At 36.8% G+C, this 13439-nt stretch carries 14 protein-coding genes; 7 read left to right on the plus strand and 7 right to left on the minus strand.

Annotated features, from left to right (window positions below):
* Positions 1 to 10: 10 nt before the first annotated feature.
* The 3 genes from IQ215_RS02200 to clpS form a co-directional block, all read right to left on the minus strand.
* A complete protein-coding gene (locus IQ215_RS02200; protein WP_193799695.1) occupies positions 11 to 415 on the minus strand; it encodes an MgtC/SapB family protein in 405 nt (134 codons plus the stop codon).
* Between the two features lie 215 nt (positions 416 to 630).
* Positions 631 to 1494, minus strand: a complete 864-nt coding sequence (locus IQ215_RS02205) for a CPBP family intramembrane glutamic endopeptidase (protein WP_241735230.1) — start codon at positions 1492 to 1494, stop codon at positions 631 to 633.
* A gap of 132 nt (positions 1495 to 1626) precedes the next feature.
* Entirely contained in the window at positions 1627 to 1917 is a 291-nt protein-coding gene (gene clpS / locus IQ215_RS02210) for an ATP-dependent Clp protease adapter ClpS (protein WP_193799696.1), read from the minus strand.
* 311 nt (positions 1918 to 2228) lie between these two features.
* Here clpS and IQ215_RS02215 point away from each other — a divergent pair, with 311 nt between their 5' ends.
* The 3 genes from IQ215_RS02215 (at position 2229) to asnS (ending at position 5127) form a co-directional block, all read left to right on the plus strand.
* Positions 2229 to 2930 (plus strand): TIGR04283 family arsenosugar biosynthesis glycosyltransferase, encoded by a 702-nt coding sequence (locus IQ215_RS02215; RefSeq protein ID WP_193799697.1) that lies wholly within the window; start codon positions 2229 to 2231, stop codon positions 2928 to 2930.
* A gap of 96 nt (positions 2931 to 3026) precedes the next feature.
* Positions 3027 to 3455: a bacteriohemerythrin gene (locus IQ215_RS02220; protein WP_193799698.1), complete on the plus strand. Its 429-nt coding sequence runs from the start codon at positions 3027 to 3029 to the stop codon at positions 3453 to 3455.
* A 283-nt stretch (positions 3456 to 3738) separates the two neighbouring features.
* Complete coding sequence (gene asnS / locus IQ215_RS02225; RefSeq protein WP_193799699.1) at positions 3739 to 5127, plus strand: asparagine--tRNA ligase; 1389 nt, start codon at positions 3739 to 3741, stop codon at positions 5125 to 5127.
* A gap of 32 nt (positions 5128 to 5159) precedes the next feature.
* Here asnS and IQ215_RS02230 read toward each other — a convergent pair whose 3' ends face one another.
* On the minus strand, positions 5160 to 5498 hold the full coding sequence (locus IQ215_RS02230; RefSeq protein WP_193799700.1) for a phage holin family protein: 339 nt from the start codon (positions 5496 to 5498) through the stop codon (positions 5160 to 5162).
* Positions 5499 to 5575: 77 nt separating this feature from the next.
* Positions 5576 to 5782: a hypothetical protein gene (locus IQ215_RS02235; RefSeq protein ID WP_193799701.1), complete on the minus strand. Its 207-nt coding sequence runs from the start codon at positions 5780 to 5782 to the stop codon at positions 5576 to 5578.
* Positions 5783 to 5902: 120 nt separating this feature from the next.
* Between IQ215_RS02235 and IQ215_RS02240 the strand changes: the two genes are divergently transcribed.
* The 4 genes from IQ215_RS02240 (at position 5903) to secF (ending at position 9981) form a co-directional block, all read left to right on the plus strand.
* Complete coding sequence (locus IQ215_RS02240; RefSeq protein ID WP_193799702.1) at positions 5903 to 6244, plus strand: histidine triad nucleotide-binding protein; 342 nt, start codon at positions 5903 to 5905, stop codon at positions 6242 to 6244.
* Between the two features lie 117 nt (positions 6245 to 6361).
* Complete coding sequence (locus IQ215_RS02245; protein WP_193799703.1) at positions 6362 to 7345, plus strand: alpha-ketoacid dehydrogenase subunit beta; 984 nt, start codon at positions 6362 to 6364, stop codon at positions 7343 to 7345.
* 152 nt (positions 7346 to 7497) lie between these two features.
* Positions 7498 to 8916, plus strand: coding sequence for a protein translocase subunit SecD (gene secD, locus IQ215_RS02250; protein WP_193799704.1), 1419 nt, complete (start codon positions 7498 to 7500; stop codon positions 8914 to 8916).
* Positions 8917 to 9033: 117 nt separating this feature from the next.
* Complete coding sequence (gene secF, locus IQ215_RS02255; protein ID WP_431355516.1) at positions 9034 to 9981, plus strand: protein translocase subunit SecF; 948 nt, start codon at positions 9034 to 9036, stop codon at positions 9979 to 9981.
* A 425-nt stretch (positions 9982 to 10406) separates the two neighbouring features.
* On the opposite strand, the gene bicA is transcribed toward secF, so the two are convergent.
* Both bicA and IQ215_RS02265 read right to left on the minus strand, forming a co-directional pair.
* On the minus strand, positions 10407 to 12107 hold the full coding sequence (gene bicA / locus IQ215_RS02260) for a bicarbonate transporter BicA (protein ID WP_193799706.1): 1701 nt from the start codon (positions 12105 to 12107) through the stop codon (positions 10407 to 10409).
* Between the two features lie 380 nt (positions 12108 to 12487).
* A complete protein-coding gene (locus tag IQ215_RS02265; protein WP_193799707.1) occupies positions 12488 to 13438 on the minus strand; it encodes a glycerate kinase in 951 nt (316 codons plus the stop codon).
* Position 13439 lies beyond the last annotated feature (1 nt).

Raw genomic sequence — 13439 nt, forward strand, 5'->3', positions numbered from 1 at the left:
GCACACTTTTTCAGTGGTTGATAAATTTTCTAAAAAACATTTTCATGGTTTTCAATAAAATCAAAGATAGTAATAAGACGGTGATGGCTAAGCGCCACAAACCCACGGCACAGGCTAAACCAAATCCTGCGGAAATCCAAATTTCGGCCGCCCCTGTTAATCCTTTGGCATTGTTGCCCCCTTTGAGAATCATGCCACCGCCAATAAAACCAACTCCTTGAATTATGCCTGTGATTACCCTTGCTTTTTCTTCGGGGTTAACTTCTTCTACGATTAAAACAAAGGCACAAGAGGCGAGGGAAACTAAACCGTTAGTTTTGATGCCCCCCGGTTTTTGTCTTAATTCTCTTTCTAGCCCTAAAAATGCCCCCAAAATCATGGCGACAATTAGTTTGGTTAATATTACACTATTCATGGTTGGGTTAAGGTGCGCTGTCTAGTTGAAAACTTTCCTATTTTTCATGACACAGGAAATAAATTTGTTTCATTGAGATTAATGACGTTGGTGAATTAAGGTATGATTTTTAGTTGAGTTTGGCAATAGGGAATGGGCAATAGCAATAATAGTTTTAATACTATACATTTAATGTAATTCAATAATACTTCATATTCAAAATCAGCAATGCCATATTAATTATCTACAGTGGTTTTTTGCTTTTGCTTGGGGAGATTGAATAGGGCAAAAATAATTAAAAATCCTAAGCCCATTAAACCAGCAATGGGGTTTTGATTGATTCCCGTAATCCACGGAGGCACCACGTCTGTATAAGTGAGCATTTCTCCCACGTTTAACACATAGTAACCCCACACAAAACCCCCATGGAATCCAATACAGATACCTAATAAATTTTTATGCTTTCGTTTTGCCCATACAAGGGAAAAACCCAATACAAATAATGCGGGAAAGGTGATGATGGTGCGAATTACTTCATCTAGGGGTTTGATGAAATGTAGTAGGGCGAAAATAAATCCATTTAGGGCGGTGGTGGTGGCGGGGGAAAAGTCTTTTTCTAATTCTGATAATAACCAACCTCTGAAAAATAGTTCCTCTGCAAAGCTAATTAAAATGGCACTGATGAAGCCTTCTATCACGAGATAGATTATGTTAATTTTAGGGGCGCTGAAAGTTACCCAGCCGAATAATGCTTGTAAGCCAAATAGTGACCATGTGATGGTAAAACTTATTAATAAACCGCTGAATAAGTGCAGAACATTTTTACGACTATTTACCAAGCCATAAGAACGAAAAATATTATTATTTTTGTAGATATATTTTCCCCACAGTTTGACAAGAATGAGAAAGGCAACGAATAACATTGCCATGGTGATGATGGTGGTTAGGTTTTCATCTGTGTTTTGTAGGGTGAGATAGACTGGGGCGGCTAGGGGAAGCCAGATAAATGATAAGGTGAGGATAAAAACCCCCACCCTTGGTATTATGGGATAACTATGAATTTTATTTAATAACAAGTCAAAAATGGTCTTATTCTGCAATAGGCTTTAAATTAGCTTAAATTATATCGCAGTTTATTTATTTTGCTAGGGAATAATTAATTTTTGGCTTTTTCCTAGGTGGTTTTAATAACTAATTGATTGAACTTGATATAGTATATATATTTATGTTTGTTATTCGGCTGGTTCTATGGTGCTGGTTAAACCACGACTTTTGAGACTTTCACAATAAAACTCTGCGTGTTCTAAGGCACAGGTTGTCACTAAACCGATGCCGTTTTGATGGGTTTCCATCATGACACTAACGGCTTGAGGCTCACTGAGGGATACGGTTTCCATCAATACTTGAACTACGTATTCCATGGTATTGTAACTATCGTTATGTAATAAGACTCGATAGCCTGGATCGTGTCTGCGCTTGGTATTGGATTTTGTATCTGGTTTGTTGATAACCTGGGTGGACATTAAAAAACCTCCTAATTTTTAGTGGAAACAATTTTTTTTTATTTGGGCGGCGGTCTTTCTTTGCAAAATCAGCCCTATTATATATGTTATATTTTAATGTTTTGTTTGTTTTATGGCAATACTAGATTATTATTTTGATGTTTTTTTGATGTGGTTAGGGTGAGACGATATAAGAATCTTATTTTTTAGTTTTGGGTAATAATATTGATGGGGAAAAGGTAAATATATTTGGTTATTTTTGTTAATAGTTAATGGACTAATTTGGGATTGTTTTTATTGCTTATTTATTGTGAGATAGCTTTTTATTTGTTATGATTTATGATTCTAAAATAAGTGTGATTATTCCTGTATTTAATGAGCAATTTTTTTTAGAAAAAAATATTTCTTTTTTTATTGGGTTAGCGAAAAATAGTGAGGTTATTTTTGTGGATGGGGGTAGTGATGATAAGACTCGAGAAATACTTATAACTAATGGTTTTTGTGTGATTTTATCTCCTCGGGCTAATCGAGGTTTTCAAATGAATTTGGGTGCAAAAATAGCGAAGGGAGATATTTTATTATTTCTCCATGGTGATACTTTTTTACCTTCTAATTACTATCAAGAAATTAATGATCTTTTAAGTCGCAGGAGGGTTGTGGCGGGAGCTTTTAATTTGGCGATTGAGGGCAATAATTCTCTATTTTATTTTATTAGTTGGATGGTTAAGGTGCGATCGCACTTATTCTCTTTACCTTATGGAGATCAAGGAATTTTTATGAAAAAGGAAACCTTTAAAACGGTGGGGGGTTTTTCAGAGATTGCCATTATGGAAGACTTTGCCATGATTAAAAAACTACAAAAAATAGGTAAAATAAACATTGCCCATGGTTATGTAACAACTTCGGCTCGTCGGTGGCAAAAACTGGGGATTTTTAAAACAACTCTTATTAATCAAATAATGATCATTGGCTATTATTTAAAAATTAATCCTGATCAACTAGCTAAAATATATAGACAGTTTAAAAATAATTAATCTGATTAACTATTGTGAATTTTTTGATTATTTTATCTAATGGAAGAAAGTATGGTTTAAAATAAAGATATATAGGCTGAATCGGGTATAAATGTTATGTCTATTGCTTTTTGGAGAGATGAATATTTAACGGGCGAAAATGCTATTGATCAACAACACAAATATCTATTTAAGTTGATTAATCAGTTACATAATGCAATGATGGAAGGTCATGGGCAAGATGTGATTAATAATACTTTAGGAAGACTTGTGGAATATACCATAAAGCATTTTGATGCGGAAGAACAGTTGATGATTGATTATAATTATCCTAATTATATAATCCATAAAGAAAAACATGATAGCCTTAAAAATGATGTAATTGTTTTACAACAAGAGTTGTTAGAACATCAACAATTTATTACGGCTAAAGTATCAAGGTTTTTAACTGATTGGTTAATTCATCACATTAAAGGGGAAGATTTGAAGATGATTAAATATATTCAAGACAAAAAATTAGAAATGCATCAGTATGACTTGCTATAAGCTAATAAATAATTATGTTTAATATAGAATAAATAATTGAGCCTGAAAACGAAAGCTATTTCACGAACTAAATTTATCTGATATTTTTAAAAATTGCATAGATTTTTTTTTGCAATAAATTAGTTAAATCCCTGTTAGGTGGTATCTTTTTTTTAAAAGGTGAGAATATATTATTTTAAGAAAAAATACGACTTATTTTAACAACAAAATAGAAGTATTTATAACCATTTATGTTAAAATAAAACAGTAGAAAATAAATAACATAAAAATCTTTTATCTTAAAATGAATAACCGTATTATTAATATTTTACGCCAAGGACAACCTGACCAAAAAGTAAAAATTCAAGGATGGGTACGTACCAAAAGAGAATTAAAAGAATTTAGCTTTATTGAAGTGAGTGATGGTTCATCCCTGGCTAATTTACAGGTTATTTTAAATCAGGATTTACCCGAATATGGCGATATTATTAAAAGATTGAGTACGGGGGCATCTTTAGCAGTAGAAGGAATTTTGGTAGAATCCCCCGCCAAGGGGCAGAGAATAGAACTACACGCTGATAAAGTGATTGTTTATGGAGAGTGCGATGGGGAAAACTATCCCTTACAAAAAAAACGTCACTCCTTAGAATTTTTGCGTACCATAGCTCATTTACGGGGGCGCACCAATACCCTTGGGGCAGTGATGAGGGTGCGCAATGCTTGTGCTAATGCTATCCATCAATTTTTCCAAGAAAAAGGTTTTTTGTGGGTGCATACTCCTATTATCACCGCCAGTGATTGTGAGGGGGCAGGGGAATTATTTACGGTAACGAATTTTAATTTAGATAATATTCCCCGTAATGATGAAGGTAAAACTAATTATAAGGAAGATTTTTTTGGCAAGAAAGCCTATCTCACTGTTAGTGGGCAATTAGAGGCGGAGATTATGGCCATGTCTTTTGAAAATGTCTATACTTTTGGGCCAACTTTTAGGGCTGAAAATTCTAATACTTCCCGACATCTTGCTGAGTTTTGGATGGTTGAACCTGAGATGGCTTTTTGTGATTTGGAAGGGGATCAAAATTTGGCCCAAGAGTTTTTAAAATATGTCTTTAATTATGTCTTCAAAACTTGTCCTGAAGATATGGAGTTTTTTAATCTTCGTATTAATAATACTGTTTTGGCCAATGCTGAGAATATCATCAATAATGAATTTGCACGGATTACTTACACCGAGGCCATTGATATATTATTAAAGTGCGATCGCACCTTCCAATTTCCCGTAGAATGGGGTATTGATTTACAATCAGAACATGAAAGATACCTTGCGGAAGAATACTTCAAAAAACCTGTCATTGTCAGTAACTATCCCAAAGACATAAAAGCATTTTATATGCGCCTTAACGACGATCAAAAAACAGTGGCCGCCATGGACATTTTAGCCCCAAACATTGGGGAAATAATCGGCGGTTCTCAAAGGGAAGAAAGATACGATATTCTGGAGAGTAGAATTAAAGAAATGAATATCAACCCTCAAGAACTATGGTGGTACTTAGACTTAAGAAGATATGGTACAGTGCCCCATGCAGGATTCGGCTTAGGCTTTGAAAGATTAGTACAATTTATGACGGGTATCGACAACATTCGGGATGTGATTCCCTTCCCCCGCACCCCCATGAGTGCTGAATTTTAAGCCACTGGTTGGGTGGAGGAAACAAAACCCAACTAAAATACAATTTGATTAATGATGGTAGATACCACCGAAACAATTACCGAACCAAATAAAGCATTTAAAAATCCTCCTACCTTGAAGCCTGGGGTAAAATAACCCACCAAAGAAAAACAAATGGCATTAACCACCAACAAAAATAATCCCAAAGTAACAATGGTTATGGGGAAAGTGAAAAACACCAAAATAGGTTTAATGATCCCATTTACCAATCCTAAAACAAAAGCCCCAATAAAAGCCGCTCCCGCACTTTCCATCACGATGCCAGGGATAATCACAGACGCAATATACATGGATACGGCGGTAATGGATAAAGTGATGATGAATTCTACCATGGTTAATTCTGTAATGAAGTTTATTTTGTTTTGATTATAATCAATTTGATTTTATCTGTGATATTTGTTGACAAATATTAAAAAACTTGGTCTTCTATGCCTTGCCACCATTCACCCAAGTTCATTAAATCCTCATAAATTTCAGCCAATTTTTGATCGTAGTCTTCCACAGACATATTATTTCTATTTTCTTGCAGTTTTTTGAGTCTTAATTGCACCAATAACCAAGGTTTGGAAATACCTTCGGTTTGTTCAATATAATTGGCTAATTCTTTACTATCCATAAGTTACCTTTTTTTGCTCAAATAATAACACATAAAAAATATTCCCCAACTTCCTTGCATCTTGACCAGATATAGTCAAAAATTAAGTTATAAACCCCTGAAATTGATAAATAAGATAATATGAGCGAAACCATTTTTAGTAAAATAATTCGCCGTGAAATTCCCGCCGACATCGTATATGAAGACGATTTGTGTTTAGCATTTCGGGATATTGCCCCCCAAGCCCCTACCCATATCCTTGTTATTCCTAAAAAACCGATCATTAGGATAGATGACGCTCACACAGAAGATCAAGCATTATTGGGCCATTTACTCCTCACCGTTAAAAAAGTAGCTGCCCAAGAAAATCTCAGCAATGGTTATCGGGTGGTAATTAATAATGGTAACGATGGAGGGCAAACCGTCGATCATCTTCATTTACATATATTGGGCGATCGCCCCTTAAAATGGCCCCCTGGTTGATAATCAAGATAACGACTACCATCTGTCTGTAATCGAACCGCCGACAGCTAACTTGAGAAAAGGGCAAAAAATGATAAGATTAGATCTGCTATAGCTAGAATTAATAAAGGAAAATAAATGGCAGAAACTTTGATGTTTAACGCTTTGCGTGAAGCTATTGACGAAGAAATGGCAAAAGACGAAAGCGTATTTGTCCTCGGTGAAGATGTAGGGCATTATGGTGGATCGTACAAAGTTACTAAAGGATTATACGAAAAATACGGCGAATTTAGAGTTTTAGATACCCCCATCGCCGAAAACAGTTTTACAGGAATGGCAGTGGGAGCAGCCATGACAGGGTTACGCCCCATCATTGAAGGGATGAACATGGGCTTTTTACTCCTCGCTTTCAACCAAATTTCTAACAACGCAGGGATGATGCGCTACACCTCTGGAGGAAACTTTAAAATTCCTTGTGTTATCAGAGGCCCCGGAGGGGTAGGAAGACAATTAGGCGCAGAACATTCCCAAAGATTAGAAGCCTATTTCCAAGCCGTACCAGGTTTAAAAATCGTTGCTTGTTCCACTGCTTATAACGCCAAAGGATTATTAAAATCAGCTATTAGGGACAATAACCCCGTTTTATTTTTTGAACACGTTTTATTATATAACCATAAAGAAAATTTACCCGAAGACGAATATACTTTACCTTTAGATAAAGCGGAAATTGTTCGTAAGGGAAAAGATGTCACCATTTTGACTTATTCGAGAATGAGACACCATTGCACCCAAGCCCTTAAGCAGTTAGAAAAAGAGGGTTATGATCCTGAAATTATTGATTTAATTTCCCTCAAACCCCTTGATATGGAAACCATCGGCGAGTCTATCCGCAAAACCCATAAGGTGATTATTGTGGAAGAATGTATGAAAAGTGGTGGTATTGGGGCAGAATTAACGGCATCTATTAATGATCAACTCTTTGATGAATTGGATGCACCCGTAGTGCGTTTAGCTTCCCAAGATATTCCTACTCCTTATAACGGTACTTTGGAGAGGTTAACCATTGTTCAACCTAATCAAATTGTGGAAGCGGTGCAAAAAATAATGAACGGTCAAATTTAAAACTTTTATTTTCTATTCATGAAGATTAGGTTTCATAATTAGGAATTAGGGGCGAGGCATTAGTTAATTTATGGGATTTATTCCCGTTGCCTATTCCCCATTCCCAATGGGTAGTAGAACTTTTAAAACAACTTTTATTTTAAATTTTTATTGTGGAAAGACAAAGAGCTTTTATTATATTAATTATAGTTTTGGTGGTAACGGCGATCGTCACCCTTGTTAATTTACCCTTGCAATTGGGGTTAGACTTACGGGGTGGTTCTCAGTTAACCATTCAATTGCAAACTACCGACGAAGTACCAGAAATTACGGGCGATCGCCTCGAAGCCGTTAGACAAGTAGTCGATAAAAGAGTTAACGGATTAGGGGTTTCTGAAGCTGTGGTGCAAAGTGTCGGGGAAGACCGTATCCTTGTACAACTACCCGGGGTAAGCGACCCCCAAGAGGCAGAGAGAGTCCTTGGAGGTACAGCCCAACTAGACTTCAGGATTCAAACAGACAACCCCGAAATCCAAGCCCAAATCAATGTCCGTCAACAGGAATTGCAAGAACTGATTATTGAAGCCCAGGGCATTGAAGATCCCGAACAACGTGAAGCCCAATTAAATCTGATTGAAGAAAAACAGCAGGAAATTGCTACCCTCTCAGAAAATTTATATGTCAAAAGTGAACTAAACGGAGAAAAACTGCGCCGAGCTAGTTATCAACCAGCCCAACAATCCAACGTCTGGGAAGTGGTTTTGGAGTTTGACAATGAAGGGGGGCAACTATTTGCCGAATTAACCAGAGAAATAGCGGGTACAGGTAGAACATTGGGAATTTTCCTTGATGGAGAATTAATCAGCGCCCCTAGCGTTAGTGCCGAATATCGTAGTACGGGAATCATGGGGGGTAGAGCGAGTATTTCTGGAGGTAGTCCAGGTTTTACCCTCGAAGGTGCTAGAGAATTAGCCCTACAACTAGAAGGGGGGGCTTTACCCGTACCTGTAGAAATCGTCGAAAATCGTACCGTTGGCGCCACCCTCGGACAAGATAGTATTCGCCGTAGTATTATCGCCGCCTTAGCGGGTTTAGTGTTGGTTTTGATTTATATGGCGGTTTATTATCGTTTACCTGGTTTATTAGCTGATTTTGCCCTAATTATCTACGGTTTACTTACCCTTGCTTGTTTTTCCCTTGCAGGAGTCACCCTCACGTTACCCGGAATTGCTGGTTTTATCCTCAGTATCGGTATGGCGGTAGATGCTAATGTACTAATTTTTGAACGTACCCGAGAGGAGTTAAGGGGCGGTAAAACTTTATATCGGGCGGTGGAATCTGGTTTTTCTCGAGCTTTTTCCAGTATTTTAGACAGTAATGTAACTACTCTCATCGCCTGTGGTGCTTTATTTTGGCTTGGTGCAGGATTGGTTAGGGGTTTTGCCCTCACCCTTGCTATTGGGGTATTGGTCAGTATGTTTACAGCTCTTACCTGTAGTCGTACTTTCTTATTAATTACGGTGTTAGGATTTCCCTCCGTGCGTCAAAAACCTCAATTATTTTGCCCGGATTTGAAAACCAAAAACCCTTAACCATAGACAACTAATCTAATTTGCTTTTGTTTATGGTTATTTGTCATAGTCTGATTTTGTACAAAAACATTATCAACTATCAATTATCAACTATCAATTATCAATTATTTGAACATGATTCAATTTAATGTTGTCAAATGGGAAAAAATATGGTGGAGCATTTCCGCTGTGTTATGTCTTCTAAGTGTGGTAGCCATGATAGTTTCCTATACTTCCATTGGCGCACCTTTACGCCCTAGTATCGACTTTGTCGGTGGTACAAGATTACAGTTAGAGTTAGATTGTACTGTAGAAGGTAATTGCGATCGCCCTTTAACCGTCAATGAAGTAAGAGAAGTATTAGAAGCCCAAAATCTGGCCAACAGTAGCATCCAAATTGTCGGAGAAGCCAGACAAAGTATTTCTATTCGTACCCAAACCCTTGATGTAGAATCGAGAACCCAACTAGAAGAAGCCCTCACCCAAGAAATAGGAGCTTTTAATCAAGAAACCCTACAAATTGACACCGTAGGGCCTAGCATTGGACAGGAATTATTTACATCGGGTATTCTGGCCTTATTAGTATCCTTTTTCGGCATTGTTGTTTATCTGAGTGTCAGGTTTAAAACCGATTACGCTATATTTGCCATTCTTGCCCTTTTCCACGATGCTTTAATAACCATGGGCGCTTTTGCTATGTTCGGCTTAGTATTGGGAGTAGAAGTGGATAGTTTGTTTTTAGTGGCACTGTTAACCATCATTGGTTTTTCCGTTAACGATACCGTGGTAATCTACGATCGCATCAGGGAAATTAGTAATGATGAACACATTGACACCGAAACCATGAACGAAACCGTCGTCATAGCAGTTAATCAAACCCTTACCCGTTCCATCAACACCAGTTTAACCACTGTTTTACCCCTTGTGGCGATCTTTCTTTTTGGCGGTGAAACCCTCAAATATTTTGCCCTCGCCCTAATTATCGGCTTTTTGGCTGGTTCTTATTCGAGTATCTTTGTGGCTAGTACCCTCTTGGGATGGTGGCGTAAATTAATTAATAAAAATAAATCCATTGCCCTTAGTTAAGGCGGGAAATGGGGAATAAGGATAATAATAGTTTAATTGTCCATTCCCATCCTCCTAGTCCCTAATATCAAGTCCGCTTGATCACTTACAAATTAGTAATATCTTAGTTCAATTTATTGAACGAAAAATCCGTAGCCTTGTAATGAATTACAAGGCGGGAAATACTGAAGTTAATTATATTTATAGCAATCTTTTTTATATTTCATATTATTATACGATAGGGGTACGACGATACAACCTATTGAGGCATTGCTTATTTTGAGTATGAAGCATTATTGAATTACACAAAAAACTAAGACTTCTAAATATTATAACTGTTCCCTATTCCCCGTTCCCTGTTCCCTTCCTCAACAAGAAATCATACCTTAATTCACCAACGCCCCTATTGATAACGAATAATCTGAACTTGATATAACACCTAAAATTTAACTATCCATAACAACTTGCTCGGTAGAAGTATTCATACCCTGCTTTGTTTGAATCAGTTTTAAACCTTCTTCCAAGGCTGTGAGGCGATCGCCCATCCAATGATGACCAGGAATTAACCCAGCAATACCCAAATTTTCCAGACGACGTTTCACCTTGCCTGTAGCCCCCACCACAATAACATCACGACCTAAATCAAGAGCTTCTTGGATCGCATTTTCGATGGCAAGGGAAGAAGTAACACCCAACACAGGCACTTCACCCAAATCTACCAACAACACATCATAATTATCAATGGCGCTATGTTCCCGAGAAATAGCCTTCGCCACCCCAAAAATCATTGGGCCACTGAGATGAAAAAGTAACAAACGATTATCCGCCAAATCAAGAATTTGTTTCTCCTCATCACTTAACTTAATTTGATCATCATCATCAGTGATAGTTTTCACCGCCGTAGATTGCAACTCCGATAACTTTTCAATGGTTAAAATATTGGCGATAAATACCCCCACAGCCACCGCAATCATCAAATCAACAAATACCGTTAATAAAATCACCACATAGACAATTCCTGCCGCTTTCCAAGAAATTTTGTGAACCCTTTTGAGAAAACCCCAGTCAATAACGCTAATACCAACCTTAATCACAATCCCTGCCAACACAGCTAAAGGAATATCAGTGGTTAAAGGAGCCGCCCAAATAGCAATGATAAATAAAACTAAAGCCCTCACCACACTAGCTAAAGTAGAACGAGCCCCTGCCTGAATTGCCACCACACTAGGAGTTGTAGCCCCAGAACCAGCAATGCCACCACAAAGCCCCGTGATAATGTTGGCAATTCCTTGCCCCACTAATTCTTTATTAGATTTATGCTCTTGACGGGTTAAGCTATCACACACCAAACAAGTTAAAAGACAATCAATACAACCCACCGTCGCTAAAACGATCGCATTTACAAACATCAAGCGCAAATTTTCCATATTCCAAGTGGGCATCTGCAACTCTGGTAAACCAGGGGTAATTTCACCGATGGTGCTGATGGTACGAATATCGTAATCTCTCAATAAAAAAACCGTTACTAATGTACCAATCAATAACGCTGTTAATTGTGGAGGTACAATGGCTTTCCATTGACGAGGATAGAGAAATAAAATTGCTAGGGTTAATACTCCTAAAACTAATTCTTGAGGATTTATATTATTGATCAAATTTGGTAGGTTGGTAATCACTCCTACTACTCCCCCTGTGGGGGTTTCTTGACCCAAGAAAGGGGCTAGTTGTAAGAAAATGAGGATTACCCCAATCCCTGTCATAAAACCCGAAATAACGTTGTAGGGAAGCATGGTAATATATTTCCCCAACTTTAACACCCCAAACAAAATTTGGAATACCCCCGCCATCATCACTACGGTAAAGCCCATGGCTAATCCTGTGTCGGGGTTACGTGCTATTAATTCGGCAATTACGGCGGTAACAATTACCGTCATCGGGCCAGTAGGCTCAGAAATTAGGCTCGGAGTACCGCCAAAGATAGAGGCGAAAAAGCCCACGAGAATAGCTCCCCAAATACCTGCTGATGCTCCCGCACCAGAAGCGATACCGAAAGCTAGTGCCATGGGTAATGCCACCACTGCTGCGGTTAAACCTCCAAAAATATCACCTTTGAGGTTATCAAATTTGATTGGATTTATTATTTGCATTGTAAGTTATTCTTTTTTACGAAAGTTATTATTATTTATTTTTTAGCTTTTTTATAATTGAGAAAATTAATATTTTCTAAAAATGTTGGTTATTTTTAGTTTTACAATATTTTTTTTGCTAAAAAAAGATTTATAATGTTTAAACAAATATTATGTAAACCACTAAATATTTAGTTTATGATTATTATTTATTAATAACAAAAAGTTAAGTTTACTTACACAAAAATAGTCACTGTAGTAAGTTAAAATTTTGCTTTAATAATGATTTTTATGAAAAGGTTTTGATTTTACTATTGTATCAAATTCCTAATGATCTACTTTCTCTAAAGCTCGAATGAGTCGGAATCACGAGGGATGATTATTCATGGATAGACTTTTATCTATAGTTGCTTAGTATTTCTTATCATATAATCCTGACAGAAATGTTCTTTATCTATTGTAATTACTAATGAGTCTGTTAAGGATAAGTTATCAATAAGTTTTGGAATAAATAATTCTGGATGTAGGGCTTTCCAAAAGTATTCGACAAATTCTTGAATTTCTTGATTACTCATGCCTGTTTTTCCTTGGGCTTTCATTTTTGCTTCGGCTTCTTGACGCCAAGGTAAGCTATAACGATAGTCTAAGGGGTTCAATATAATTTGATAATCAATAAGTTTCCATAGGGGCAAATATTCTTTTAGTCTTTGGTTGCAGTCTCTGGCAAATTTTTTGTCTGCGGGGCTAATAATGGGATGGGGAGGGTTATTAAATTCATTTTCATCTATGGGTTGTACACCGACAAACCAACCTTCAAAGAAGATGACATCAATGTTATGGCTTATTTGATTATTGAGTAGGGTTGTGTTGGGAAGTGCCATATTGCCATTATAAGATGATAAAGTGCGATCGCCCTTACCATTATGCAAAGATTTATCGAAACGAGGAATAGCCACAGGGCGAGACTCTAACAAAGACGTTAACACCCCCATAGCTAAGGATACATCATGGGTGAGGGGAGGACCACGCCAAATTAAACGAGGATCAAATTTTTGTAATTGTTTTCTTTCTTCGTAGGTTTTATAGAAGTCATCAAGAGAAATTGTTTCACTACTAATATTTAATTGTTTTAATAAAAATTTTAAAATTTTACTAAGGGTTGTTTTTCCTGTTCCTTGAATTCCCAAAATACCAACTAATAAAGGTTTTGATTTTTCTTTAAATTTTTCTTGTAAATTGAGGGCAAGGGGAAACCATAAGTTATTATATAATTCTTTAATTTTTCGATCATTTACTAAGTTAAATTCTCTACATATTATTTGAATATTTTGTTCTATAATCTCATTATTCATG

Origin of the sequence: Cyanobacterium stanieri LEGE 03274 (genome assembly GCF_015207825.1) — a bacterium.
In the GTDB taxonomy this organism is placed as follows: Bacteria; Cyanobacteriota; Cyanobacteriia; order Cyanobacteriales; family Cyanobacteriaceae; genus Cyanobacterium; species Cyanobacterium stanieri_B.

Excerpts from the sequence above, each read along its gene's own strand:
- IQ215_RS02200 (WP_193799695.1), bottom strand. The coding sequence starts at position 415 with ATGAATAGTGTAATATTAACCAAACTAATTGTCGCCATGATTTTGGGG.
- clpS (WP_193799696.1), bottom strand. The coding sequence starts at position 1,917 with ATGTCCACCCAGGTTATCAACAAACCAGATACAAAATCCAATACCAAG.
- IQ215_RS02215 (WP_193799697.1), top strand. The coding sequence starts at position 2,229 with ATGATTTATGATTCTAAAATAAGTGTGATTATTCCTGTATTTAATGAG.
- IQ215_RS02220 (WP_193799698.1), top strand. The coding sequence starts at position 3,027 with ATGTCTATTGCTTTTTGGAGAGATGAATATTTAACGGGCGAAAATGCT.
- asnS (WP_193799699.1), top strand. The coding sequence starts at position 3,739 with ATGAATAACCGTATTATTAATATTTTACGCCAAGGACAACCTGACCAA.
- IQ215_RS02230 (WP_193799700.1), bottom strand. The coding sequence starts at position 5,498 with ATGGTAGAATTCATCATCACTTTATCCATTACCGCCGTATCCATGTAT.
- IQ215_RS02235 (WP_193799701.1), bottom strand. The coding sequence starts at position 5,782 with ATGGATAGTAAAGAATTAGCCAATTATATTGAACAAACCGAAGGTATT.
- IQ215_RS02240 (WP_193799702.1), top strand. The coding sequence starts at position 5,903 with ATGAGCGAAACCATTTTTAGTAAAATAATTCGCCGTGAAATTCCCGCC.
- IQ215_RS02245 (WP_193799703.1), top strand. The coding sequence starts at position 6,362 with ATGGCAGAAACTTTGATGTTTAACGCTTTGCGTGAAGCTATTGACGAA.
- bicA (WP_193799706.1), bottom strand. The coding sequence starts at position 12,107 with ATGCAAATAATAAATCCAATCAAATTTGATAACCTCAAAGGTGATATT.
- IQ215_RS02265 (WP_193799707.1), bottom strand. The coding sequence starts at position 13,438 with ATGAATAATGAGATTATAGAACAAAATATTCAAATAATATGTAGAGAA.